At 70.5% G+C, this 23546-nt stretch carries 24 protein-coding genes; 17 read left to right on the forward strand and 7 right to left on the reverse strand.

The window, feature by feature from the left end:
• Positions 1 to 127: 127 nt before the first annotated feature.
• The 11 genes from ACFZBB_RS16675 to ACFZBB_RS16725 all read left to right on the forward strand — a co-directional run bounded on the left by ACFZBB_RS16675 (position 128) and on the right by ACFZBB_RS16725 (position 10285).
• On the forward strand, positions 128 to 1432 hold the full coding sequence (locus ACFZBB_RS16675; RefSeq protein WP_188281954.1) for an MraY family glycosyltransferase: 1305 nt from the start codon (positions 128 to 130) through the stop codon (positions 1430 to 1432).
• Between the two features lie 331 nt (positions 1433 to 1763).
• Positions 1764 to 2177, forward strand: coding sequence for a hypothetical protein (locus tag ACFZBB_RS16680; RefSeq protein WP_391122671.1), 414 nt, complete (start codon positions 1764 to 1766; stop codon positions 2175 to 2177).
• Positions 2178 to 2393: 216 nt separating this feature from the next.
• On the forward strand, positions 2394 to 3218 hold the full coding sequence (gene atpB / locus ACFZBB_RS16685; protein WP_391044822.1) for a F0F1 ATP synthase subunit A: 825 nt from the start codon (positions 2394 to 2396) through the stop codon (positions 3216 to 3218).
• Between the two features lie 74 nt (positions 3219 to 3292).
• Positions 3293 to 3544: an ATP synthase F0 subunit C gene (gene atpE / locus ACFZBB_RS16690; RefSeq protein ID WP_188281952.1), complete on the forward strand. Its 252-nt coding sequence runs from the start codon at positions 3293 to 3295 to the stop codon at positions 3542 to 3544.
• A gap of 40 nt (positions 3545 to 3584) precedes the next feature.
• Positions 3585 to 4148, forward strand: coding sequence for a F0F1 ATP synthase subunit B (locus ACFZBB_RS16695; RefSeq protein ID WP_188281951.1), 564 nt, complete (start codon positions 3585 to 3587; stop codon positions 4146 to 4148).
• The gene (locus tag ACFZBB_RS16700) at positions 4145 to 4960 is read left to right on the forward strand and encodes a F0F1 ATP synthase subunit delta (RefSeq protein WP_355344188.1); all 816 of its coding nucleotides are present in this window, start codon (positions 4145 to 4147) and stop codon (positions 4958 to 4960) included. Before ACFZBB_RS16695 ends, ACFZBB_RS16700 begins: the two co-directional genes overlap by 4 nt.
• A 180-nt stretch (positions 4961 to 5140) precedes the next feature.
• Positions 5141 to 6712, forward strand: a complete 1572-nt coding sequence (atpA, locus tag ACFZBB_RS16705) for a F0F1 ATP synthase subunit alpha (RefSeq protein ID WP_355344185.1) — start codon at positions 5141 to 5143, stop codon at positions 6710 to 6712.
• 4 nt (positions 6713 to 6716) lie between these two features.
• Positions 6717 to 7643: a F0F1 ATP synthase subunit gamma gene (locus ACFZBB_RS16710; RefSeq protein WP_391122674.1), complete on the forward strand. Its 927-nt coding sequence runs from the start codon at positions 6717 to 6719 to the stop codon at positions 7641 to 7643.
• Between the two features lie 5 nt (positions 7644 to 7648).
• Positions 7649 to 9091 (forward strand): F0F1 ATP synthase subunit beta, encoded by a 1443-nt coding sequence (gene atpD, locus ACFZBB_RS16715; protein WP_355344179.1) that lies wholly within the window; start codon positions 7649 to 7651, stop codon positions 9089 to 9091.
• 174 nt (positions 9092 to 9265) lie between these two features.
• Positions 9266 to 9640 carry a F0F1 ATP synthase subunit epsilon gene (locus ACFZBB_RS16720; protein WP_355344176.1) on the forward strand — a complete coding sequence of 125 codons (375 nt, stop codon included), beginning with the start codon at positions 9266 to 9268 and terminating at the stop codon, positions 9638 to 9640.
• Between the two features lie 183 nt (positions 9641 to 9823).
• Positions 9824 to 10285 carry a DUF2550 family protein gene (locus tag ACFZBB_RS16725; protein WP_391122677.1) on the forward strand — a complete coding sequence of 154 codons (462 nt, stop codon included), beginning with the start codon at positions 9824 to 9826 and terminating at the stop codon, positions 10283 to 10285.
• 222 nt (positions 10286 to 10507) lie between these two features.
• Here ACFZBB_RS16725 and ACFZBB_RS16730 read toward each other — a convergent pair whose 3' ends face one another.
• Complete coding sequence (locus ACFZBB_RS16730; protein ID WP_391122680.1) at positions 10508 to 11080, reverse strand: cob(I)yrinic acid a,c-diamide adenosyltransferase; 573 nt, start codon at positions 11078 to 11080, stop codon at positions 10508 to 10510.
• 206 nt (positions 11081 to 11286) lie between these two features.
• On the opposite strand from ACFZBB_RS16730, the gene ACFZBB_RS16735 reads away from it, so the two are divergent.
• The 3 genes from ACFZBB_RS16735 (at position 11287) to ACFZBB_RS16745 (ending at position 15735) form a co-directional block, all read left to right on the forward strand.
• Positions 11287 to 12135: a 3-hydroxybutyryl-CoA dehydrogenase gene (locus ACFZBB_RS16735; RefSeq protein ID WP_391122683.1), complete on the forward strand. Its 849-nt coding sequence runs from the start codon at positions 11287 to 11289 to the stop codon at positions 12133 to 12135.
• A 227-nt stretch (positions 12136 to 12362) separates the two neighbouring features.
• Positions 12363 to 12662 carry an STAS domain-containing protein gene (locus tag ACFZBB_RS16740; protein ID WP_188281939.1) on the forward strand — a complete coding sequence of 100 codons (300 nt, stop codon included), beginning with the start codon at positions 12363 to 12365 and terminating at the stop codon, positions 12660 to 12662.
• 184 nt (positions 12663 to 12846) lie between these two features.
• Positions 12847 to 15735 (forward strand): ATP-binding protein, encoded by a 2889-nt coding sequence (locus ACFZBB_RS16745; RefSeq protein WP_391122686.1) that lies wholly within the window; start codon positions 12847 to 12849, stop codon positions 15733 to 15735.
• A gap of 2 nt (positions 15736 to 15737) precedes the next feature.
• On the opposite strand, the gene ACFZBB_RS16750 is transcribed toward ACFZBB_RS16745, so the two are convergent.
• Positions 15738 to 16703, reverse strand: coding sequence for a WYL domain-containing protein (locus ACFZBB_RS16750; protein ID WP_391122689.1), 966 nt, complete (start codon positions 16701 to 16703; stop codon positions 15738 to 15740).
• Between the two features lie 70 nt (positions 16704 to 16773).
• Here ACFZBB_RS16750 and ACFZBB_RS16755 point away from each other — a divergent pair, with 70 nt between their 5' ends.
• Positions 16774 to 17223, forward strand: a complete 450-nt coding sequence (locus ACFZBB_RS16755; RefSeq protein ID WP_391122692.1) for a VOC family protein — start codon at positions 16774 to 16776, stop codon at positions 17221 to 17223.
• A gap of 121 nt (positions 17224 to 17344) precedes the next feature.
• On the opposite strand, the gene nucS is transcribed toward ACFZBB_RS16755, so the two are convergent.
• Positions 17345 to 18007, reverse strand: coding sequence for an endonuclease NucS (nucS, locus tag ACFZBB_RS16760; protein ID WP_355344154.1), 663 nt, complete (start codon positions 18005 to 18007; stop codon positions 17345 to 17347).
• Positions 18008 to 18282: 275 nt separating this feature from the next.
• On the opposite strand from nucS, the gene ACFZBB_RS16765 reads away from it, so the two are divergent.
• Positions 18283 to 18684, forward strand: a complete 402-nt coding sequence (locus ACFZBB_RS16765; RefSeq protein WP_188281928.1) for an SCO5389 family protein — start codon at positions 18283 to 18285, stop codon at positions 18682 to 18684.
• 100 nt (positions 18685 to 18784) lie between these two features.
• Here ACFZBB_RS16765 and ACFZBB_RS16770 read toward each other — a convergent pair whose 3' ends face one another.
• Positions 18785 to 19831, reverse strand: a complete 1047-nt coding sequence (locus ACFZBB_RS16770; protein ID WP_391122695.1) for an LLM class flavin-dependent oxidoreductase — start codon at positions 19829 to 19831, stop codon at positions 18785 to 18787.
• Positions 19832 to 20026: 195 nt separating this feature from the next.
• Here ACFZBB_RS16770 and ACFZBB_RS16775 point away from each other — a divergent pair, with 195 nt between their 5' ends.
• Entirely contained in the window at positions 20027 to 20350 is a 324-nt protein-coding gene (locus ACFZBB_RS16775) for an ATP/GTP-binding protein (RefSeq protein WP_391122698.1), read from the forward strand.
• 99 nt (positions 20351 to 20449) lie between these two features.
• Here the strand turns inward: ACFZBB_RS16775 and ACFZBB_RS16780 are convergent, their stop codons facing one another.
• The 3 genes from ACFZBB_RS16780 to ACFZBB_RS16790 form a co-directional block, all read right to left on the reverse strand.
• On the reverse strand, positions 20450 to 21367 hold the full coding sequence (locus ACFZBB_RS16780) for an ABC transporter permease (protein ID WP_391122701.1): 918 nt from the start codon (positions 21365 to 21367) through the stop codon (positions 20450 to 20452).
• Positions 21364 to 22599 carry an ATP-binding cassette domain-containing protein gene (locus tag ACFZBB_RS16785; protein ID WP_391122704.1) on the reverse strand — a complete coding sequence of 412 codons (1236 nt, stop codon included), beginning with the start codon at positions 22597 to 22599 and terminating at the stop codon, positions 21364 to 21366. Before ACFZBB_RS16785 ends, ACFZBB_RS16780 begins: the two co-directional genes overlap by 4 nt.
• A 172-nt stretch (positions 22600 to 22771) precedes the next feature.
• Entirely contained in the window at positions 22772 to 23545 is a 774-nt protein-coding gene (locus tag ACFZBB_RS16790) for an ABC transporter permease (RefSeq protein ID WP_391122707.1), read from the reverse strand.
• Between the last annotated feature and the right edge of the window lies 1 nt (position 23546).

The raw sequence follows: 23546 nt of genomic DNA on the forward strand, positions 1-23546 counted from the left end.
GCACTCCCTGTGAGTCTTGATTGATGTTCGCCGTCTCGGCCCGGCCACCACTAGGGTGTGACGCTGTGAGGATCCCCCGGACGTGTGCGCAGCGCTGCTACGCCCCCGAAGTCGTCGGAGGCTGCTCGTGCGCGAGTATCTGCTGACCCTGTGCGTCGCCGCCGCCGTCACGTATCTGCTGACCGGCCCGGTACGGAAGTTCGCCATCGCGGCGGGCGCGATGCCGCCCATCCGCGCGCGTGACGTGCACCGCGAGCCCACGCCCCGGCTGGGCGGCATCGCGATGTTCGGCGGGCTGTGCGCCGGTCTGCTGGTCGCCGCGCACCTGAGCAACATCGGGGACGTGTTCTCGCAGTCCAACGAGCCGCGCGCGCTGCTGTCCGGCGCCGGGCTGATCTGGCTGCTCGGTGTGCTGGACGACAAGTGGGGCGTCGACGCGCTGGTCAAACTCGGCGTGCAGATGATCGCCGCGGGTCTGATGGTCTTCCAGGGCCTGACCATTCTGTGGCTGCCGGTGCCCGGTGTCGGCCCGGTCGCGCTCACCCCGATCCAGTCGACGCTGCTGACCGTCGCGCTGGTCGTCATCACGATCAACGCGGTCAACTTCGTGGACGGCCTCGACGGTCTGGCCGCGGGTGTCGTCTGCATCGCCGCCATCGCGTTCTTCATGTACGCGTACCGCATGTGGTACGGCTACGGCGTCGAAGCCGCCGCGCCCGCCACGCTGTTCAGCGCGATCCTGATCGGCATGTGCGTGGGCTTCCTGCCGCACAACATCCACCCGGCGCGGATCTTCATGGGCGACTCGGGGTCGATGCTGATCGGGCTGGTGCTCGCCTCGTCCGCGATCTCCATCACCGGGCAGGTCGACCCGGACGCCATCACCGACTTCACCGGATCCAGCCGCAGCACCGTGCACTTCATGGTGCCGGTCTACATGCCGCTGCTGCTGCCGCTGACGATGATCGCGATCCCGGCCGCCGACCTGGTGCTGGCCGTGGTCCGCAGGACGTGGAAGGGGCAGTCGCCGTTCGCCGCCGACCGCGGCCACCTGCACCACCGGCTGCTGGAGATCGGGCACTCGCACAGCCGGGCCGTGCTGATCATGTACTTCTGGTCGGCGCTGTTCGCCTTCTCCGCGGTGGCGTTCTCGGTGAACTCCTCCAGCCTCGGCATCGTCATGGTGATCGTCGGCCTGAGCGCGCTGGGTCTGCTGGTCCTGCTGCTGCCGCGGTTCCGGCCGCGCGCGCCGCACTGGGCCGAGGCATTCGTACCGCCGCGCTATCGTCGCCGACGCCGCCGGCTGGCCGCCGCCGCTGCCGCGGCCGAGCGGGAGATGCGCTCCGAGGACCGTCCGCCGCTGCACGGATCGACCGCGATCGGCGACCGTTCGCGACTGCCGGACCGGCGTCCCGTCGAGAGCCGCCGGTAGTCGTCGGGCAGGCTCCGCCCGTCGTCGGCAGCCGGTAGTTGACCGCCGTCGACAAAGCCCTTTAAGTCCGGCATATCCGGCAATTTCCCCGAAGTAGGCAAATAGGACGTCAGTTGAACGGCGTGTCGATACCTCTCCCATGTGACAGTGAGCACATCTCCATGGTAAAGCCCTGGCTAAATACTTTGTGATACCGTTCACGAAAGCCGGGAAACAAGCCGAAAGACCGTAGTGAGATGGTCTTCCGGCGTGAGGCACGTCCCCAAACCCGGATTACGCTCGTCTCCGACGACACCCGCTTTCCCCAACTCCCGCCGGAGGAGCTGCCACCATGCAGTCCAACGACGTCCGAACTCTCCTCAACTGCACCGTCCCCACTGCCGCGGCCGGTGTCATCGCCACCGCTGTGAGCGGAGCGGTGGCCGGTGGCAAGGGAGCGATCGGCGCCGCCGCCGGCACGTTGGTCGTGATCGCCTTCATGGCGATCGGGATGGTGGTGCTCCAGCGCACCGCCAAGGCGTACCCGTCGCTGTTCCAGATGATGGGCCTCGTGCTCTACACCGTGCAGATCCTGCTGCTGGCGATCGTGCTCGCGGTGTTCAAGCACACCTCGCTCTTCAACACCCGCGCGTTCGCCTTCTCGCTGCTGGCCGCGGCGCTCGTCTGGATCGCCGCGCAGGCACGCGCGTACATGAAGACCAAGATCCTTTACGTCGAGCCCGAGTCGGCGGGAACACCGTCGTGAGCCGCGGGTTCGGTAGGGCCGGTGTAAAGACCCTGCCGCTCGTTTGCTATCGTCCGGACTCAACTGCGGCGGAGCTGCCGCGAGCGGCGCTCAAGCCTGCCCTGCCGCTCGGTTCAGCGCCGACTCGCCGCGTACACATCCGACCCACCAGTCCAGTGCCGTTCCGTGGCCGTCAGGCCCGCCGACACATCGAGGTTGCCGTACCCATGCGCCACGCTGAAGGAGCTCGCGGTGAGTGCTGACCAGGTTCTCGCCTTCGAGACGAACTGCCACCTCTTCGACGGGTGCGGCTTCCCGGCCCCCGGACTGCACTCGTTCGTCTTCGAGCCGATCTTCTCGATCGGCAGCTTCCACTTCAACAAGCCGATGCTGCTGGCGCTGTTGAGCACGATCGTGGTCGTCGGATTCTTCTGGGCCGCGTTCAACAAGCCCAAGGTGGTCCCGGGCAAGGTCCAGATGGTGGGCGAGGCGGGCTACGACTTCGTCCGCCGCGGCATCGTCTACGAGACGCTCGGCAAGAAGGTCGGCGAGAAGTACGTCCCGCTGATGGTCTCGCTGTTCTTCTTCGTCTGGATCATGAACATCTGGTCGGTCATCCCGGTCGCCCAGTTCCCCGTGACGTCGATCATCGCCTTCCCTGTCGGGCTGGCCGCGATCGTCTACGTCACGTGGATGTACCTGACGTTCAAGAAGCACGGCTTCGTCGGCGGCCTGAAGAACATCACCGGCTACGACAAGACGCTCGGCGCCGTGCTGCCGCTCTCCATGACCATCGAGTTCTTCTCGAACGTCCTGGTGCGGCCCTTCACCCACGCGGTCCGGCTCTTCGCCAACATGTTCGCCGGTCACACGCTGCTGCTGCTGTTCACCATCGCGAGCTGGTACATGCTCAACGGCATCGGCATCGCCTACGCGGGCGTCTCGTTCGTGATGACCATCGTGATGACCGCCTTCGAGCTGTTCATCCAGGCCGTTCAGGCGTACGTGTTCGTGCTCCTGGCCTGTAGCTACGTCCAGGGCGCGCTCGCCGAGCACCACTGAGCACCGCCCCCACGACCCGATAGATGTCCGGTGGCCAACCCCCACCGGTCCGAGAAAGATAAGGAAGAACCGGCATGTCCGCTCTCGCGCACGCGACGCTCGCCGCCACCCAGATCAAGGGCAACCTCGGCTCGATCGGTTACGGCCTCGCGGCCATCGGCCCCGGCGTCGGCATCGGCATCATCTTCGGTAACGGCACCCAGGCCCTCGCCCGCCAGCCCGAGGCGGCCGGTCTGATCCGCGCCAACCAGATCCTCGGCTTCGCCTTCTGTGAGGCGCTCGCCCTGATCGGTCTGGTCATGCCGTTCGTCTACCCGGCCACCTGATCCCGGCCGACGAACAGAAACCTAGACGGAAGGCACTGATGTGATCGCCCAGGTACCGCTGGCGACAGCGGAGAACCCGCTCATCCCGCCGATCCCCGAGCTCATCATCGGCCTGATCGCCTTCGCCATCGTCTTCTTCTTCCTCGCCAAGAAGCTCCTCCCGAACATCAACAAGGTTCTGGACGAGCGCCGTGAGGCCATCGAAGGTGGCATGGAGAAGGCCGAGGCCACCCAGGCCGAGGCCCAGCAGACGCTGGAGCAGTACCGCGAGCAGCTCTCCGAGGCCCGGCACGAGGCCGCGCGACTGCGCCAGGAGGCGCAGGAGCAGGGCGCCGCGCTGATCGCGGAGATGCGGGCCGAAGGCCAGCGCCAGCGCGAGGAGATCGTGGCCGCGGGTCACGCGCAGATCGAAGCCGACCGCAAGGCCGCCGCCGCCGCGCTGCGCCAGGACGTCGGCAAGCTCGCCACCGAACTGGCGGGCAAGCTCGTCGGTGAGTCCCTGGAGGACTCCGCCCGGCAGAGCCGTACCATCGACCGCTTCCTCGACGGCCTGGACAACGCGGCTCCCGCCGCCGGTTCCGCGACGGCCGAGGCGGCGCGATGAACGGCGCGAGCCGCGACGCGCTGGGCGCGGCCCGCGAACGGCTCGACGCGCTGACGGACGTCCAGTCCGTCGACGTGGCCAAGCTCGCCGAGGACCTGGCCGCCGTCACCGGGCTGCTGGACCGCGAGGGCACGCTCCGTCGCGCCCTGACCGACCCGGCGAAGTCCGGCGAGGCCAAGGCGTCGCTGGCGCGGCAGCTCCTCGGCGGCCAGATCGGCGGCGAAAGCCTCGACCTGCTCACCGGCATGGTCAGGTCCCGCTGGTCGCGCTCGCGCGACCTGGTCGACTCGGTCGAGGAACTGGCGTCGAGCGCCGACCTCGCCACCGCCCAGCGGGCCGGTCACCTCGACGACGTCGAGGACGAGCTGTTCCGCTTCGGCCGGATCGTCTCCGGCAGCACCGAACTGCGCTCCGCTCTCACCGACCGCGTCGTCGGCGCTCCGGCCAAGGCCGCACTGCTGCACACGCTGCTCGGCGGGCGGGCCAATCCGGTCACCGAACGGCTGGTCGTCCGGCTGGTCACCACGCCGCGGGGACGTAGCCTGGAGTCGGGGATCGAATCCCTGTCCAAGCTGGCCGCGGCCCGCCGTGACCGGATGGTCGCGGAAGTGGTGTCGGCGACTCCGCTCAGTGACCAGCAGAAGCAGCGCCTCGGCGCCGCGCTGGCCCGGATCTACGGCCGCCAGGTGCATCTGAACCTGGACGTGGACCCCACGGTCCTCGGCGGAGTCCGGGTGCAGGTCGGTGACGAGGTCATCAACGGAGCCATCTCCGACCGTCTCGACGAGGCGGCCCGGCGGATGGCGGGCTGACAGCCGGTCGCTCCACCAGGACCGCGCGGCACCAGCCACGCAGAACGCAGTACGAAGCACGACGACGCAGTACGAGCGGCCCGAGTTGGGCCGACGGAGCCTAACAGAGCCTTTCTGGGGGTTGACCCCAGAAACCCCCAAGAAGACTTTCGGGCCCAACAAGGAGAGCAGGGAACCCAGATGGCGGAGCTCACGATCCGGCCGGAGGAGATCCGGGACGCGCTGGAGACCTTTGTCCAGTCGTACAAGCCGGACGCCGCCTCGCGCGAGGAGGTCGGCACGGTCAGCGTTGCCGGAGACGGCATCGCGAAGGTCGAGGGTCTGCCCTCGGCCATGGCGAACGAGCTGCTGAAGTTCGAGGACGGCACCCTCGGTCTCGCCCTCAACCTGGAAGAGCGCGAGATCGGCGCGATCGTCCTCGGCGAGTTCAACGGAATCGAGGAGGGCCAGCCGGTGCAGCGCACCGGCGAGGTGCTCTCCGTCGCGGTCGGCGAGGGCTACCTGGGCCGGGTCGTGGACCCGCTCGGCACCCCGATCGACGGCCTCGGCGAGATCGAGACCGACGGCCGCCGCGCCCTTGAACTGCAGGCCCCCACGGTCATGCAGCGCAAGTCGGTGCACGAGCCGATGCAGACCGGCCTCAAGGCCGTGGACGCGATGACCCCGATCGGCCGCGGCCAGCGCCAGCTCATCATCGGCGACCGGCAGACCGGCAAGACCGCCCTGGCGATCGACACGATCATCAACCAGCGCGACAACTGGCGTTCCGGCGACCCGAAGAAGCAGGTCCGCTGCATCTACGTCGCCATCGGCCAGAAGGGCTCCACCATCGCGGGCGTGCGCGCCTCGCTGGAGGAGGCCGGCGCCCTGGAGTACACGACGATCGTCGCCGCCCCGGCGTCCGACCCGGCCGGCTTCAAGTACCTCGCCCCGTACACCGGTTCTGCCATCGGCCAGCACTGGATGTACCAGGGCAAGCACGTACTGATCGTCTTCGACGACCTGAGCAAGCAGGCCGACGCCTACCGCGCCGTCTCCCTGCTGCTGCGCCGTCCGCCGGGCCGCGAGGCCTACCCGGGCGACGTCTTCTACCTGCACTCCCGCCTGCTGGAGCGCTGCGCCAAGCTCTCCGACGACCTGGGCGCCGGTTCGATGACCGGTCTGCCGATCGTCGAGACCAAGGCGAACGACGTGTCGGCGTTCATCCCGACCAACGTCATCTCCATCACCGACGGCCAGTGCTTCCTGGAGTCGGACCTGTTCAACGCCGGTCAGCGCCCCGCGCTGAACGTCGGTATCTCGGTCTCCCGCGTCGGCGGCTCCGCGCAGATCAAGGCCATGAAGGGCGTCGCCGGACGGCTGCGCGTGGACCTGGCCCAGTTCCGCGAGCTGGAGGCGTTCGCCGCCTTCGGTTCCGACCTGGACGCGGCGTCCAAGGCCCAGCTCGAGCGCGGCCAGCGGATGGTCGAGCTGCTCAAGCAGGGCCAGTACGCGCCGTACGCGATCGAGGACCAGGTCGTCTCCATCTGGGCCGGCACCACCGGCAAGCTGGACGACGTACCGGTCGAGGACGTCCGCCGCTTCGAGCGCGAGCTGCTCGACTACCTGCACCGCGAGCACAAGTCGCTGCTCACCGCGATCGTCGAGACCGGCAAGCTGCCGGACGAGACCGTCGAGGTGCTCACCGACGCGGTCGCCGCCTTCAAGAAGCAGTTCGAGACGTCCTCGGGCGCGCTGCTGGTCGAGGGCTGATCGCATGGGCGCACAGATTCGGGTTTACAAGCGCCGGATCAAGTCCGTCACCGCCACGAAGAAGATCACCAAGGCGATGGAGATGATCGCCGCCTCGCGCATCGTCAAGGCGCAGCGCCAGGTGGCGGCCTCGTCCCCGTACGCCGATGAACTGACCCGTGCGGTCACGGCGGTGGCGACCGGCTCCAACACCAAGCACCCGCTGACCACCGAGGCCGAGAACCCGACCCGCGCCGCGGTCCTGCTCGTCACGAGCGACCGCGGTCTGGCGGGCGGTTACTCGTCCAACGCGATCAAGGCGGCCGACCGGCTCATCGAGCGGCTGCGCGCGGAGGGCAAGGAAGTCGACTCGTACCTCATCGGCCGCAAGGCCGTGGCGTACTACAGCTTCCGCGAGCGGACGGTCGCCGAGTCCTGGACCGGCTTCTCCGACAGCCCCGGCTACGGCGACGCCAAGAAGGTCGCGGCGCCGCTGATCGAGTCGGTGCTCAAGGACACGGCCGACGGTGGCGTGGACGAACTGCACATCGTCTTCACGGAGTTCGTGTCGATGATGACGCAGTCCCCGGTCGACGCCAGGCTGCTGCCGCTCTCGCTGGACGAGACGGCCGCCGCCGGTGCCGAGGAGCGGACCGCCAAGGGCGAGATCCTGCCGCTCTACGAGTTCGAGCCTTCCGCCGAGGGCGTGCTGGACGCGCTGCTGCCTCGCTACGTCGAGAGCCGCATCTTCAACGCGCTGCTCCAGGCGGCGGCTTCGGAGCACGCGGCCCGCCGCCGTGCGATGAAGTCCGCGACCGACAACGCGGAAGACCTCATCAAGTCGCTCACGCGGCTTGCCAATGCGGCCCGACAGGCCGACATCACCCAGGAAATCAGCGAGATCGTCGGCGGCTCCAGTGCGCTGGCCGACGCGAACGCGGGGAGTGACTAACCACTATGACCACCACTGTTGAAACCGCTACGGCCACCGGCCGCGTCGCGCGGGTCATCGGCCCGGTCGTCGACGTGGAGTTCCCCGTCGACGCGATGCCGGAGATCTACAACGCGCTGCACGTCGACGTGGCCGACACGGGCGCCGAGTCCGGCACGAAGACGCTGACGCTGGAGGTGGCGCAGCACCTCGGTGACGGCCTGGTCCGCGCCATCTCGATGCAGCCCACCGACGGCCTGGTCCGCCAGGCCCCGGTGACCGACACCGGCGACGGCATCACGGTGCCCGTCGGCGACGTCACCAAGGGCCGGGTGTTCAACACCCTGGGCCAGATCCTGAACGAGCCGGAGGCCGAGTCCGAGGTCACCGACCGCTGGGCGATCCACCGCAAGGCGCCGAAGTTCGACGACCTCGAGTCGAAGACCGAGATGTTCGAGACCGGCCTGAAGGTCGTCGACCTGCTGACCCCGTACGTCAAGGGCGGCAAGATCGGTCTGTTCGGCGGCGCCGGTGTCGGCAAGACCGTGCTCATCCAGGAAATGATCATGCGTGTGGCCAAGCTGCACGAGGGCGTCTCGGTGTTCGCCGGTGTCGGCGAGCGCACCCGTGAGGGCAACGACCTCATCGCGGAAATGGCCGAGTCGGGCGTGCTGCCGCAGACCGCGCTGGTCTTCGGTCAGATGGACGAGCCCCCGGGCACCCGTCTGCGCGTGGCGCTGGCCGGTCTGACCATGGCGGAGTACTTCCGTGACGTGGCCAAGCAGGACGTGCTGTTCTTCATCGACAACATCTTCCGCTTCACGCAGGCCGGTTCCGAGGTCTCCACGCTGCTCGGCCGTATGCCGTCCGCGGTGGGTTACCAGCCGAACCTGGCCGACGAGATGGGTCAGCTCCAGGAGCGGATCACCTCGACGCGTGGTCACTCGATCACCTCGATGCAGGCGATCTACGTCCCCGCGGACGACCTGACCGACCCGGCCCCGGCGACCACCTTCGCCCACCTCGACGCGACGACCGTGCTTTCGCGGCCGATCTCGGAGAAGGGCATCTACCCCGCGGTGGACCCGCTGGACTCCACGTCCCGCATCCTGGACCCGCGCTACATCGCGCAGGACCACTACGACTGCGCCATGCGCGTCAAGGGAATCCTGCAGAAGTACAAGGACCTCCAGGACATCATCTCCATCCTCGGCATCGACGAGCTGGGCGAAGAGGACAAGCTCACCGTCTTCCGCGCCCGCCGGATCGAGCGCTTCCTGTCGCAGAACACCCACGCGGCGAAGCAGTTCACCGGTGTCGACGGCTCCGACGTGTCGCTGGACGAGTCGATCTCCGCGTTCAACGCCATCGCCGACGGTGAGTACGACCACTTCCCGGAGCAGGCGTTCTTCATGTGCGGTGGCCTGGACGACCTCAAGGCCAACGCGGCGAAGCTCGGCGTCAACTGACGCGGGAGCCTCGCGCAGGCCGCGCGTCCGCGTCGGTAGGAGCGCGCGCGACAGCGTAAAAGGGGGGCGGTGAGTCCCGTGGCGAAGCCCCGGGGCGCCCGCCCCCTCTCGCACCCCTTATTCTGTGTCTTACGCATCCACTGAGGACGGTGGGTGCCAACCCGAGGAGCCGTCTTGGCCGATCTTCACGTCGAGCTGGTCGCCGCGGACCGTAGTGTCTGGTCCGGCGAGGCCACCATGGTCATCGCCCGTACCACGTCGGGTGACATCGGCATCATGCCGGGACACGAGCCGCTCCTCGGGGTGCTCCAGTCCGGCCCGGTGACGGTGCGCACCTCTGACGGCGGCACTGTCGTGGCCGCCGTGCACGGTGGCTTCATCTCCTTCTCTGACGACAAGCTCTCGATTCTCGCGGAGATCGCGGAGCTGGCGGACGAGATCGATGTGGCGCGCGCCGAGCGTGCTCTTGAGCGGTCGAAGTCGGAGACCGACGCCGCGGCCGAGCGCCGCGCCGAGGTCCGGCTGGCCGCCGCCGCGGGAGCGCACTGACCGGACCGCAGGACGGTCCGCAGGTCGGCGCGACCGGCGGACCGGGCAACCGCACCACCACAACCGCATCAGCAGACGTACCAGGCGTGACCGAACGATCACGGTGCCGCGGACTGCCCTCCTGGGGCGGTCCGCGGCTCCGGTACAGCAAGGGCAGTAACCCATTTCTAGGCGAGGAGGTCGGTGGACGTGATCCTCTCCTTTGAGGTGGGTGGCGCGGTGATCGCCGCCGCGCTGCTCGGACTCTTCGTCTTCGGACTGCGCCGCCGGCTGATCCAACGGCCAGGCGGCACTTTCGACTGCAGCCTGCGCCCCGCTCCCGATCAGGACGCGGAACCGGCCGGCGGTGGCGGCAAGGGCTGGGTGTACGGAGTCGCGCGCTACAGCGGTGACCGGGTGGAGTGGTTCCGGGTCTTCTCGTACGCGCCCCGCCCGCGGCGGGTGCTGCTGCGTCCGGCGATCGAGGTACTGGGGCGCCGGGACCCGCAGGGCTCGGAGGAGCTGGCGCTGCTGTCGGACGCGGTGGTGCTCTCCTGCGAGCATCAGGGCACCCGGCTGGAGCTGGCGATGAGCGACGACGCCCTGACGGGTTTCCTCGCCTGGCTCGAAGCGGCGCCACCCGGCCAGCGGGTCAACGTGGCGTAGCACCTGTTCCTTGCCGTGCCTCTGGGAGGCGCGGCTTCGCGCGTTTCAGGGGCCGGTGCGTCGCTCGGTGCGGGTTTCGGCCGGGCGGATTCCCGGGCGCGCCCGGTGAGGACCGGAGGCCGACGGGCGGCGGTGTCGACCCCCGGCCGTATGGGTCAGCCGGAGCCTAGAAAGGTCTGGACCACCGGTCAAGAGGTCTGGACCATACCGGGCCCCCTGGCGTCAGCGGTTCTCGCCGGGGACCCACAGGACGTCCCCGCGGGACTTGTTGGCGGTGCGGGCGAGGATGAACAGCAGGTCGGAGAGCCGGTTGAGGTAGGTCGCGGTGAGCGGGTTCATCGTGTCCGCGTGGTCCTCCAGGGCGGCCCAGGTGGAGCGTTCGGCGCGGCGGACGATGGTGCACGCCTGGTGGAGCAGGGCGGCGCCGGGCGTGCCGCCGGGGAGGATGAAGCTGCGGAGCTTCTCCAGATCGGCGAGGAAGCGGTCGCACTCCTCCTCCAGCCGGTCGACATAGGTCTGCTCGACCCGCAGCGGCGGGTACTCCGGGTCGGGGACCACCGGAGTGGCGAGATCGGCGCCGACGTCGAAGAGGTCGTTCTGCACGCGCACCAGGACGGTGGCGACCTCCTCGGGCAGCGCGCCGAGCGCGAGCGCCACACCGAGCGCGGCGTTGGCCTCGTTGGCGTCGGCGTAGGCGGCGATCCGGCTGTCGGTCTTCGCGGTCCGGCTCATGTCGCCGAGCGCCGTGGTGCCGTCGTCGCCGGTACGTGTGTAGATGCGGGTGAGGTTGACCATACGGTCGAGCGTAGAGCGTGCCCGCCCGACGGACCGTCTCCCGCCCCCGTCCGACGGCCGGTTGACGCCCAGTGCGACGAAGGACACACGGTGACACCGCTTACTTCATGCTGCGCGCGGAGGTGAACGGGCGTTAAGGTCCGGCGAGATCAGCGAATTCGGCCAGTCGGCCGCAATGGCTCGGCCCCAATGGAGAGGTGTGTGCCGTGGCGAAGAAGCTCGCCGTCGTCGGAGCGGGACTGATGGGCTCCGGTATCGCGCAGGTGTCGGCCCAGGCGGGGTACGACGTGGTCCTGCGGGACGTCACCGACGCGGCGCTCAAGCGCGGCACCGACGGCATCCGCGCCTCGTACGAGAAGTTCGTCTCCAAGGGCAAGCTGGACGCGGCGGACGCCGAGGCGGCGCTGGCCAGGATCACCGCGACCACCGACCTCGACGCCGCCGCGGACGCGGACATCGTCGTGGAGGCAGTCTTCGAGCGGATCGAGGTCAAGCAGGAGATCTTCCGCGCCCTCGACACGATCGTGCGCGACGACGCGGTCCTCGCCTCCAACACCTCCGCGATCCCGATCACCAAGATCGCCGCCGTCACCCGCAACCCCGAACGCGTCGTCGGCACCCACTTCTTCTCGCCGGTCCCGCTGATGAGCCTGTGCGAACTCGTCCGCGGCTACAAGACCAGCGACGCCACGCTGGAGCGCGCCCGCGCCTTCGCCGAGGAGATCGGCAAGACCTGCGTCGTCGTCAACCGCGACGTGGCGGGCTTCGTCACCACCCGGCTGATCTCGGCCCTGGTCGTCGAGGCCGTCAAGCTCTACGAGTCGGGCGTCGCCTCCGCCGAGGACATCGACATCGCCTGCAAACTCGGCTTCGGCCACGCGATGGGCCCGCTCGCCACCGCCGACCTCACCGGCGTGGACATCCTGCTGCACGCCGCGGGCAACATCTACACCGAGTCGCAGGACGAGAAGTTCGCGCCGCCGGAGATCATGCGCCGCATGGTCGACGCGGGCGACCTCGGCCGCAAGAGCGGCAAGGGCTTCTACTCGTACTGAGTTTCCACCCGCACCGGGCACCGTATGGAACGCGCATCCTGGGCACGCGTACTAAACAACGTCACCCCCAGGAGTGAATTCGGTATCGGTTCGCTCACAGACGGCAACTTCTCCATGCGGCGGACCGTCAGTTGTGTGAAGACATACGGATGATCCGTGCCGTCGCCGTCCCGCGGCGGCCATGCCACGAGCCGGGCCCACGAGCCGGCACTCCTCGGGGAGCGACTATGCACATCAAGGGCGACCACGCCGAGCTCGTCGTCGGGGGCCGCCTCGACGTCCGGAGCGCGGCGGACGCCCGTTCGGCCCTGCACACCGCCGTCGACTCCGGCCGCGGGGACCTGGTGCTCGATCTCACGGAGCTGGACTCGTGGGACGCCACCGGTCTCGGCGTGATCATGGGCGCCCACCGCAGAGCGGGCCGCGCCAACCGGAGGCTCGTGCTGCGCGGGGTCCCGCCGCGCATGCAGCGCCTGCTGGTCGCCACCCGGCTGCACCGAATCCTCGCGATCGAGGCCGAAAGGTGACGTAAGGGCGGCACCGTGGCCCCGGCACTTCATGAATACTGTGGCAGCCTTTAGAGTTTGCCGCAGATTGCCAGCAGGCGTGCCACCCCGTACGCCAGAAAAGGGGAATCGGGCCGGGTCCGGCAGCGGACACAGGGCGGCCCGATCGGGCCCCCGCACGTCACGCACCTGGGGGGCGTACGAGATGGACCACCGCACCGGCGAGTCGGGCGAGCGCCCGATACCGGACGTCGACGACCTGACGGTCGCCGACGCCGACGCGCGCCCCGCCACCGGCCCCGACTTCGGCCAGGGCGTCGAATTCGGGCACGGCGCGGACTTCGCCGCCGACTTCGGCCCGGCCCCCACGCCCGGCCCGGGAACCGGCTTCGGCTCCGACTTCGCCGCGGGCTCCGGCTCCGACTTCGCCCCCGACCACGGCAATGGCCCCGCCACCGGGTCTCTGCCCGCCCTCACGGACAGCACCCTGGCGCTGCGCGGCCCCCGCGCCTCCCGCGACCCGCTCACCCCGGAACTGGGCGGCACCTCCAGTGGCGGCAACGCCCGCGTGCTGCGCGTCACCACCTCCGACTACCTGCTGACCGTCAACCCGATCGACGGCACCGAGGTCACCCTCTGCCCGCCCGCCGAGCGCCCGCTGCCGCTGCGCCGCACCCCCGAGGAGCGCGTCGCGCACCTGGCCGCGGGCCGCCCGTCGCCGCCGCCGGGGCCGCCCGCCCCCGAACTGCCGCTGCTGGAGCGCGACGAGGAGCGCGAGCGGCTGATCCGGCTGCTGGCCAGGGGCCGTTCCGTACGGGTCACAGGACCGTCCGGCGCGGGCCGCACCGCACTGCTGGAATCCGTCGCCAACGCCTGCGCCGACCTCGCCCCCGACGGCGTGCTCTGGCTGTCCGGCTACCGCCGCACCCCCGCCGACGTGCTCCAGGAACTCTTCGCCACCGTCTACGCCACCGACGGCCACCGCCCCGACCGCGCGGACCTGCCGGGCCTGCTGCGCGACACCGGCGCCGTCGTCGTCATCGACGACCTGGAATTCGGCGGCGCCGGGCTGGAGGAACTGCTCTCCGCGGCCCCCGAGTGCGCCTTCCTGATGTCCGCGACGCCCGACGTCACCACACCGTCCGCCGACTCGATGATCGAAGAGGTCTTCCTGTCGGGCCTGACCCGCGTCGCCTGCGTCGACCTGCTGCAATTCGTCACCGGGCGGCCCCTAGGCGAGGACGAGACCGCGTGGGCGGCCGACCTGTGGTTCGAGTCCGAGGGTCTGCCGCTGCGCTTCGTGCAGGCCGGCGCGCTGCTGCGGCAGCGGGACGCGCTGCGCCAGCCGCCCGAGCCCGACTGGGACGACTCGGTGTGGGAGAACGGCTCGCCGACCGGCCCGCAGGGCGCCGGAACGCCGCCGATACCCGACCTCACCGGCTTCGACATACCCCAGGGTCCCGACGCACCCACCGGGCACGGTGCCCAGGACCCCGCGGACGCGCTCCTCGCCGGCCCGGACACCGCGCTGACCCCCGTGATACCGGAGATACCGGGGTCCGCCCCCAAGCCCGGCCCCGCCGGATACACCGGCCCGCCCGTCGACCTGCCGCTGCCGTCGCTCGCCGAGAGCGCGGCCCCCGCGGAACTGCTCGCCACCCGGCTGAGCGAATCGGCCCGCGAAGCCCTCGCCTTCGCCGTGGCACTCGACGGCGAGTGCCCGCACCCCTCGCACCTGCCCGCCCTCGTCGGTGACACCCACGGCGACGCGGCCCTCGGCGAACTCACCGCGGTCGGCCTGGCCGTACCGGTCTCCGCGCACTTCCGGCTCGCCGCCGGAGTCGTCCAGCAGCTCGCGCCGCGGCTCACCGCCGACGGCGAGCTGAGCGCGGTCCAGTCGCACACCGCGGCCCTGCACTACGCCTGGTGGACCGGGCACCCCTCGGTCGGCCCCGAGCGCGCCGCCGCCGAGTCCGAGGCGATCCTCGCCGCGATGTCCGCCTGCCGCGACGGCGGCAACCCCAGCGCGGCCGTCCTGCTCGCCCGCACCGTCGCGCCCGCCTTCGCCGCCGCGCTGCACTGGGGCGCCTGGGAGCGGGCGCTGCGGATCGGCCAGGAGGCCGCACGGCTGTCGGGCGAGGTCGCCGAAGAGGCGTACTTCCACCACGAGCTGGGCGTCCTCGCGCTGTGCACCGGCAACACCGACCGCGCCCGCGCCGAACTGGAGGCGTCCATCGCCCTGCGCGGGGCCCTCGCCGACCGACAGGGCACCGTCGTCGGCCGCCGTACGCTCGCGCTGGTCAACGACCGGGACGGCGGCGGCACCCCGAACCTGCCCGCGCTGCTCGAACTCCCGCCGGGCGGCTCCGGCGGTACGGCGCCGCTCGCGATCACGGCGGCCACGACGCCGCTGACGGTGATCAACAAGAGCGGCACCCCGGCCCCGCAGGGCGAGGCCGGGCGCCCCGCCACGCACCGCCGACGCCGCAATCTGGTGGTGGTCGGCACCGGCGTCGCGCTCGCGGCGGCCCTCGCCACGATCGTCACCATGGGCGCCACCTCGGGCGACGGCCCCAAGCCCAACCAGGTCCAGCCGGTCGAGTCCGCCCAGCAGGACGACCCCTCGACCGACGCCCCTACGGACGATCCCTCGACGGACGGCCCCACGGCCGCCTCGCCGTCCGCCTCCGCCACGTCCCCGACGCCGTCGACACCGGCCGGGACGACGGGCGGCCCGACAACGGCCCCCGGAGCCCCGTTCACGCCCCCTGACGGCGGCCTGACGTCGGCACCGGGCGATACGCCGACGCCGCCGCGCAACACGCAGACGTCGAGGCCGCCGACGGGTACGACAAAGCCGACGACACCCTCGACGCCGCCGACAACTCCGCCGACGACGCCGACCACCACACCGCCCACGGATGCCCCGACGACTCCGCCGACGACGGACCCGTCATCGGCCGACGTCTCTTCTCCGCCGAACCTCACCCCCTCCGGCGCCGCCCCCACCAGGACCGGCACCTTCACCCCGCCGACGACGGACGCCGGAACCACCGGCCCCGGAGCCACGGACACCGTCGCGCCGACCGGCTGAGGTCAGCCGCCCTCCGCCATGGCGGCGAGGCGGCGGGCCAGGCGGGCGGCGGCCTCGCGCAGCTCCGGCGGTTCGAGCACCTCGGCCTCGAAGCCGAGCGCGGCCACGCGGGCGGCGGTCACCTCCAGGGAATCCGCGCCGATGACAAGGACGCACCAGCCGTCGCGCTCGTCGTCCTCGACGCGTCCGACCTGCGGCGGCACCATGTCGCTCACGAGCTCCGGCCGGGCGCGCAGCCGGACGCGGGCCAGGTGCGCGTACGGGGACTCGGTGACGGAGCGCCGCACATAGGCGACCGGGTCGGGGTGCTCGCGGGGCCGGAAGCGCCAGGTGGTCGTCTGCGCGTCGCGCATCCGGTCGAGCCGGAAGGTGCGCCAGTCGTCGCGGTCGACGTCCCAGGCCATCAGGTACCAGCGGCGTCCCGTGGTGACCATCCGCACCGGTTCGACCGTACGCTCGCGCGCCGTGCCGCCGTTCCGGCCGCTGTACGCGAACCGTACGCGTACGGTGTCCCGGCAGGCCCGCGCGAAGGTCATCAGCAGGTCCGGGTCGACTTCGTCGGTGGGGCCGACCAGGGTGTCGGTGGCGCCCTGGACGGCCCGCACCTCGGCGCGCAGCCGGGGCGGCATCACCTGGTCGAGCTTGGCGAGCGCCCGCAGCGCCGCCTCGCTCGCGCCCGCGACCGTGCCGCCCGACGCCAGCCGCAGCGAGACCGCCGTCGCGATGGCCTCGTCGTCGTCCAGCAGCAGCGGCGGCAGCCGGGTGCCCGCGCCGAGCCGGTAGCCGCCGCCGACGCCCGGGACCGCGTGCACGGGGTAGCCGACCGCGCGCAGCCGCTCCACGTCGCGGCGCACCGAGCGGTCGGTGACGCCCAGTTCGGCGGCGAGTTCACCGGCCGTCCAGGACGAGCGGTGCTGGAGGAGCGACAGCAGCCGCAGCACCCGTTCGGTCGTCGCTTCTACGGTCATCGGGTGATCGTTCCACACCGTCCGGCCATCACGGAACGTATCTGTCCGCTATATGCGCCACGCTGGGACCATGAACGAGCACCAGGAAGTCCGCGACCTCCAGATCACCTTCGACTGCGCCGACCCGAACGCGCTGGCCGTCTTCTGGGCCGAGGCCCTCGGCTACCGGCTCCAGGACCCGCCCGAGGGCTTCTCGTCCTGGGACGAGGCCCTGGAGTCGATGGGTGTACCGCCCGAGCTGCGCAACGAACGCTCCGCCGCCGTCGACCCCTCGGGCGTCAGGCCCCGGCTCTTCTTCCAGCGCGTCCCCGAGGGGAAGCAGGCCAAGAACCGCGTCCACCTCGACGTCCGCGCCGCCCCCGGCCTGGAGGGCGACGAGCGGATGGCGGCCCACGAAGAGGAGGCCGGCCGCCTCGTCGCCCTCGGCGCCACCCGCCTCGCCCGCCACGAGCCCGCCCTCCTCAGTCCGGGCCACATCGTGATGACCGACCCCGAGGGCAACGAATTCTGCCTCGACTGACCCCCGCCCGGGCCGGCGCCCGTCTGCCGCGCCGGCTCGACTCCCTCGAAGCCGCGGACTAGCGCCGCGGGTCAAAGGGGCGGGTCAGAGGGGCGGGCCAGAGGGGGGGCAGCGCGGCGGGCTAGAACAGCCGCAGCTTGTCGTCGGAGATGCCGCGCATGCCGTCGTAGTCCAGGACGACACAGCCGATGCCGCGGTCCGTGGCCAGCACGCGGGCCTGGGGCTTGATCTCCTGGGCGGCGAACACCCCCCGGACCGGGGCGAGATGGGGGTCGCGGTTGAGGAGTTCGAGGTAGCGGGTGAGCTGCTCGACACCGTCGATGTCGCCGCGCCGCTTCAGCTCGACGGCGACGGTGGCGCCCGAGGCGTCGCGGCACAGGATGTCCACCGGGCCGATGGCCGTGGGGTATTCGCGGCGGATCAGGGTCCAGCCCTCGCCGAGGACTTCCATCCGGTCGGCCAGCAACTCCTGGAGGTGCGCCTCGACTCCGTCCTTGATCAGGCCGGGGTCGACACCGAGTTCGTGCGAGGAGTCGTGCAGGACCTCCTCAATGGTGATGATGAGCTGCTCACCGGCCTTGTTGACGACCGTCCAGACGCCGTCGTCGCCCTCTTTGAGCGTGCAGGGCGGGGACATCCAGTTGAGCGGCTTGTAGGCCCGGTCGTCGGCGTGCACCGACAGACTGCCGTCCGCCTTGATGAGCAGCAGCCGGGTGGCGGAGGGCAGGTGGGCGGAGAGCCGGCCCGCGTAGTCGACGGAGCAGCGGGCGATGACGAGACGCATGGTGCGCAACGCTACTGGACGCGCCGCCCCGTACGCGATCCGGCCCCGTGCGATTGACCCCCGCACGTTTCGCCCCCGCACGTCCCGTGCGCCCCTGTGCGTACGACTCCGGACGACTGCGGAAACTTGGCCGGTTAAGTGTGCTACCTCCTGGTGCGGTCGGACCAACGACCCTACGGTTGAAGCGGAGGCCGGACGTGCGGGAACGCTGGTCCGGCCTCTGGCAACCCGTCCGTCTGGCTCCGTGTGATCACGGGGTCACGAGAGGAGTACCCATGTCGCTCGACGTCTCACCGGCCCTCCTCGAACAGGCCGAGCGAGGCGAGGTCGACGAACAGGAATTCGTCGACTGCGTCAGGACGTCCCTCCCTTACGCGTGGGAGATGATCAGCTCGTTGGTGGCACAGCTCAAGGTCGACGGCGGTGCCTTCGCCGACAACCAGGTGCCGCCGCCGAGTGAGAAGGAACGCGGCCAGTTGCTCCGTGCACTGGCCAGCGATGCGATACGAGGGGCCCTACAGCGGCACTTCGGGGTGCGGCTCGCCTTCCAGAACTGCCACCGCGTGGCGGTCTTCCCACTGGACACGGTGGACCCCGGGATCGCCGAGAGCTACGGCAAGTTCACTTCCGTCAGGTCCCAAGTGCTCAACCAGTCACCGGAGTTCAGGGACTGCTGACTTAACGCCCCGCCCGGCGAACACCGCCGGTCACGGCCCTAGCGCGCACTGGGCGTCGGCACAATGCGGCCCGCTCCCGCAACCGGACCCGCCCGCGTAATCAGGCCAGTTCCGGGAGCACGTCGGCGCCCAGCCTGGCCACATTGTCCAAGGTGGCGGTGAGGTCCCCCGAGCCCTCCACCAGGAGGGCGAAACGGGTGATACCGGTCCGTTCGGCGGTCGCCGCGAGGCGGTCGGCACACAGCCGCGGCGGACCCACCGGGTGCAGATCGCAGAGCAGTTCGGTGTAGGCGCGCGGGTCGCGCATGGCCCGCGCGCTGCCGTCCACCGTGCGATGGGCGCCGAGCCCGCGCTGGAGCCAGCCGGGCATCGACTTGAGCAGCGTCTCCACCGCGTCCGACCTGGTGTCCCCGACCTGGGCCACGCCCGCCGAGACATGACCGGCGGCCGACACGGCGTCGGGGCAGTGCCCGGCGGCCAGCGCGGTCTCCCGCCAGACCGCCACCATCGCGGCCTTCTCCTCGTCCCCGCAGTGCATCCCCAGCAGCATCGGCAGCCCTCGCTCCGCGGCCAGCCGGACGGTGGCAGGGGAGGTGCAGGCGACCACGACGGGCGGCCCCGAGCCCGCCACCGGCTCCGCCGCCGGGTCGTACAGCTCGTCGGGGCGCGGTACGACGGACACCTCGCGGAAGGCGTAGCGCGGACCGTCCGCGCCGACCGCGGGCTCGCGCAGCCAGCGCAGCAGCAGGTCGAGCGATTCGGGGAAACCGGCCTCGAAGGCGGCCAGTCCGGTGCCGAAGACCTCCAGGTCCACCCACGGGCCGCCGCGGCCGACCCCGAGGGTGAAGCGTCCGCCGGACGCGAGGTGCAGCAGCGCGGCCTGTTCGCCCAGCGCCACCGGATGCGCGGTCGGCAGCACGCTCACCGCGGTGCCCACGCCGATCCGCCGCGTACGCCCGAGCAGTAGCCCGGCGAGGGTGACGGCCGACGGGCACACGCCGTACGGGACGAAGTGGTGCTCTGCCAGCCATACCGTGTCAAGTCCCGCGACGTCAGCGGCCTCGGCCGAGGATATCGCCCGGTGCAGCGCCTCTCCCTGGCCCTGACCGGGGAACTGGGCCGCTATGACGAAAGTCCCAACTCGCATTGCTCATCCCTCCTCCCTTGGTAACGCCTGGCACGTGCCAAAGGCACGGCTTTCTGGGACGTTTTCATGATTTTCGGCAGTCATATCGGAGATGAGCCGTTCTGGTGTGCGCGAGGCGGGTGTTCCGGTATGGACCGACCGGCCGCGTACGCTTGACGGAGAGTCCGCGAAGCCCAGCAGAGCGCGAGGTGTCCCGTGTCGCCGCGTCGAAACCGCCCGCCCGGCGGACACCGCCCCGCCGACCGTACGGAGCAGCAGGAGTCGGGGTTCGGCGTCGGCAGCACCGTGGAGTGGCAGGGCGAGGAGTGGGTGGTGCGCCCGGTCGCGGGCAGCGCCTCCGGCAAGCACTACCGGTGCCCCGGCTGCGACCAGGAGATCCCGCCCGGCGTCGGGCACGTGGTGGCCTGGCGGGAGTACGGGGGAGTGGACGACCGGCGGCACTGGCACCGGGCGTGCTGGAACGCGAGGGACCGCCGCACCAGCAAGGTGCAGCGGTCCCGTAACGCTCCCCGGCACTGAACCGGGGCCATGTCCGGCGGCTGAAGCGGCTGAGCCGTCCGGTACGCCTCGGGCGGCGCCGGTCTTCAGACGTTCCTGGTGGTCAGACGTTCCTGATGCTCAGACGTCCCTGCTGTTGAGGGTCGCGTACGCCGCTCCCAGCAGCACCGCCGTGACGCAGGCCAGCGTGATGAGCTGGGGCAGGCCGTTCTGGTCGCCCTCGCCGATCATCGGGAAGTGGTAGAGCGAGGCCAGCGAGTTGGGCGCGGAGAACCGCACCAGCTTGTTGCGGGCCTCGTCCAGGCTGGACGGCAGGAAGATCGCGATCAGCAGCGGCAGCAGGACGACGCCCAGCATGGTGGTGATCGCCCCGGCCGAGTGCCGCAGCAGTGTGCCGACGGCGAGCGCCAGCAGGCCGAGCAGCGCCACATAGAGGCCGACGCCGACGGTCGCGCCCAGCCATTCGGTGCCGCTCGCGGCGGTCACGCCGTCCTTGATGACGACGCCCGGATGCGGGTCCTCGAGGTCGTATCCGGAGACCCGCTTGCCGGACATCACGCTCCAACTGATCAGCGCGGTCATCGTGCAGGCGACCGTGGTGGTCACGAAGGACAGCAGGAAGAAGACGATCGCCTTCGCCGTCAGGACCCGCGAGCGCTGCGGGCACGCGGTCAGGGTGGTACGGATCATGCCGGTGCCGTACTCGGAGGTGATCACCAGCACGCCCAGCGTGATGATCGCCAACTGGCCCAGGATCAGGCCGAACAGGCCGGGCGCGAGCACCGGCACGCTGGTGTCGTTGCTGTGGTCTATCGGCACGACCACCAGCAGATTGATGCCGATGACCAGGACGAGCATCACGCCGAGCGTCCACACCGTGGAGCGCACCGTGCGGATCTTCGTCCACTCCGAGCGCACCGCCTGCCCGAGGGTGGTCTGCGCGACGGGCGATTGCGAGGCGAACTGCGGCTGCGGCGGCTGCTGTTGCTGGTAGCCGCCGTGGGGGGCGGAGGCCGGGAACTGGGCCGGGGCGGTCATCGGGCGTCCTCGCTGTCGGACTTGTCCATGTTCAGGGCGGCGGGTGCGGGCGGAGCGGCGGGTGCGGCGGGCTGAGTCGCGGGAGCGGCGGGAGCGGCCGACGGCGGCTGGGGAGCGTACGACTGCTGCGGTACGGGCGCGGCCATCGGCTGCTGCTGGTACCCCCAGCCGGGCTGCTGCTGCCCGTAACCCGGCTGCCCGTACGGCTGTTGCTGTCCGTACGGCTGCTGCCAGCCCTGCGCGCCCGGCGGAGGTGCGTAGCCGCCGGGGCCCTGGACGGCGTACGGCGCCGCGTGCTGGAGGCCCTGGCGCGGGTCCTGCGTCGAGCGGTAGTCGACCGCGCCGCTGGTCAGGCGCATGTACGCCTCCTCCAACGACGCCTGGTGCGGCGACAGTTCCCAGATCCGGACCTCGGCGTCGTACGCGATGTCGCTGATCCTGGGCAGTTCGAGGCCGGTGACGCGCAGCGCGCCGTCCTGCTCCGGCTGTACGGCGGCGCCCGCGTCGGTGAGCGCCTTGCTGAACTTCTCCCGCTCACCGCCCTCGGCGGGCGTGCGGACCAGCGCGTAGCCGGTCGAGTGGTGCGCGATGAAGTCCTTGACGCTCATGTCGGCGAGCAGTTGGCCGCGGCCGATGACGATGAGGTGGTCGGCGGTCAGCGCCATCTCGCTCATCAGGTGGCTGGAGACGAAGACCGTACGGCCCTCGCTCGCCAGCTTGCGCATCAGATTGCGCACCCAGTGGATGCCCTCGGGGTCGAGGCCGTTGACCGGCTCGTCGAAGAGCAGCACCTCCGGGTCGCCGAGCAGCGCGCCCGCGATGCCGAGCCGCTGGCCCATGCCCAGCGAGAAGCCCTTGGAGCGGCGGGAGGCCACGTCCTGGAGGCCGACGACCCCCAGCACCTCGTCGACCCTGCGGGCCGGGATGCCGGAGAGCTGCGCCACGCAGAGCAGGTGCTGGCGGGCGCTGCGGCCCCCGTGCACCGCCTTGGCGTCCAGCAGGGCGCCCACCTTGCGCGGCGCGTTCGGCAGCCGCCGGTACGGCACTCCGCCGATGGTCACCTGGCCGGAGGTCGGCTCGTCCAGGCCCAGGATCATCCGCATCGTCGTGGACTTGCCCGAGCCGTTCGGGCCGAGGAATCCGGTGACGGTGCCAGGCCGTACCTGGAACGACAGGTTGTACACGGCTGTTTTCGCGCCGTACTGCTTGGTCAGGCCGACTGCCTGGATCATGCTCCGCCCCTCGCTGCAACGGAGGCGACTCGCCCCCGTGAGGGAGGAAGCGTAGCCGGTGGGGGTTGGTTCCCCCCACCGTCCCCCAGAGTTGCACCTGGGAGGTGCCCCATTGCAACAATCGGGACTCGGCCGACGTGCGGGGCCGCCCGGGAGGCGGCCACGTACCGCGTCAGGCGTCGCGCTTGGCCAGCACCACGTAACCGCCGATCAGCGCCACGATCACCCAGATCGCCATGATGCCGATGCCGCCCCAGGGGCCGTACGCGCTGTGGTCGCCCGAATCCGGCACCACCTGCATGATCTTCTGGCCCGCCTGGTCGGGGAGGTACCTGGCGAACGTCTTCACCTTCGGCACCGCCGACAGGATCGGCGAGACCAGGAAGAAGAACGGCATCAGGATGCCGAGACCCAGCATCGGGCTGCGCATCATCGCGGCGGCGCCGACGCACAGCAGCACCATCAGCGTCATGTAGAGCCCGGCGCCGAAGACTGCCCGCAGCACCCCAGAGTCGCTGATCGACGTCTTGTGCGAGCCGAGCAGCGCCTGGCCGAGGAAGAACGCGACGAAGCTGGTGGCCATGCCGACCACCAGGCCCAGCAGGCCCGCGATGGCGACCTTGCAGAAGTAGAACATCCCGCGCTGCGGAACGGCCGCCAGCGACGTACGGATCATGCCGGTGCTGTACTCGCTGGAGATCACCAGCACACCGAAGACGATCAGTGCCAACTGGCCGAGCGACATGCCGAAGAAGCTGGTGTTCGTGGCATCGAAGGTCGCCCTGTCAGTGGCGGACCTGTCGTGGAACGTGTTGTTGATCACCAGACAGATCAGCGCGCCCAGACCCACGGTGACGATGAAGGCGAGCGCCAGCGTCCAGACCGTGGACCGTACCGACTTGATCTTCGTCCACTCCGACTGGAGGACGGCGGTAGGAGACGCCATG

This window comes from Streptomyces sp. NPDC008139, assembly GCF_042957025.1.
Taxonomy (GTDB): domain Bacteria; phylum Actinomycetota; class Actinomycetes; order Streptomycetales; family Streptomycetaceae; genus Actinacidiphila.

What these genes read in the sequence shown, in the direction of transcription:
- ACFZBB_RS16750 (WP_391122689.1), bottom strand. Translation starts at nt 16,703, where the DNA reads ATGACCGTAGAAGCGACGACCGAACGGGTGCTGCGGCTGCTGTCGCTC.
- nucS (WP_355344154.1), bottom strand. Translation starts at nt 18,007, where the DNA reads ATGCGTCTCGTCATCGCCCGCTGCTCCGTCGACTACGCGGGCCGGCTC.
- ACFZBB_RS16755 (WP_391122692.1), top strand. Translation starts at nt 16,774, where the DNA reads ATGAACGAGCACCAGGAAGTCCGCGACCTCCAGATCACCTTCGACTGC.
- ACFZBB_RS16790 (WP_391122707.1), bottom strand. Translation starts at nt 23,545, where the DNA reads ATGGCGTCTCCTACCGCCGTCCTCCAGTCGGAGTGGACGAAGATCAAG.
- ACFZBB_RS16730 (WP_391122680.1), bottom strand. Translation starts at nt 11,080, where the DNA reads ATGGTCAACCTCACCCGCATCTACACACGTACCGGCGACGACGGCACC.
- ACFZBB_RS16710 (WP_391122674.1), top strand. Translation starts at nt 6,717, where the DNA reads ATGGGCGCACAGATTCGGGTTTACAAGCGCCGGATCAAGTCCGTCACC.
- ACFZBB_RS16770 (WP_391122695.1), bottom strand. Translation starts at nt 19,831, where the DNA reads ATGCGAGTTGGGACTTTCGTCATAGCGGCCCAGTTCCCCGGTCAGGGC.
- ACFZBB_RS16745 (WP_391122686.1), top strand. Translation starts at nt 12,847, where the DNA reads ATGGACCACCGCACCGGCGAGTCGGGCGAGCGCCCGATACCGGACGTC.
- atpD (WP_355344179.1), top strand. Translation starts at nt 7,649, where the DNA reads ATGACCACCACTGTTGAAACCGCTACGGCCACCGGCCGCGTCGCGCGG.
- atpE (WP_188281952.1), top strand. Translation starts at nt 3,293, where the DNA reads ATGTCCGCTCTCGCGCACGCGACGCTCGCCGCCACCCAGATCAAGGGC.
- atpA (WP_355344185.1), top strand. Translation starts at nt 5,141, where the DNA reads ATGGCGGAGCTCACGATCCGGCCGGAGGAGATCCGGGACGCGCTGGAG.
- ACFZBB_RS16680 (WP_391122671.1), top strand. Translation starts at nt 1,764, where the DNA reads ATGCAGTCCAACGACGTCCGAACTCTCCTCAACTGCACCGTCCCCACT.
- ACFZBB_RS16700 (WP_355344188.1), top strand. Translation starts at nt 4,145, where the DNA reads ATGAACGGCGCGAGCCGCGACGCGCTGGGCGCGGCCCGCGAACGGCTC.
- ACFZBB_RS16780 (WP_391122701.1), bottom strand. Translation starts at nt 21,367, where the DNA reads ATGACCGCCCCGGCCCAGTTCCCGGCCTCCGCCCCCCACGGCGGCTAC.
- ACFZBB_RS16740 (WP_188281939.1), top strand. Translation starts at nt 12,363, where the DNA reads ATGCACATCAAGGGCGACCACGCCGAGCTCGTCGTCGGGGGCCGCCTC.
- ACFZBB_RS16765 (WP_188281928.1), top strand. Translation starts at nt 18,283, where the DNA reads ATGTCGCTCGACGTCTCACCGGCCCTCCTCGAACAGGCCGAGCGAGGC.
- ACFZBB_RS16785 (WP_391122704.1), bottom strand. Translation starts at nt 22,599, where the DNA reads ATGATCCAGGCAGTCGGCCTGACCAAGCAGTACGGCGCGAAAACAGCC.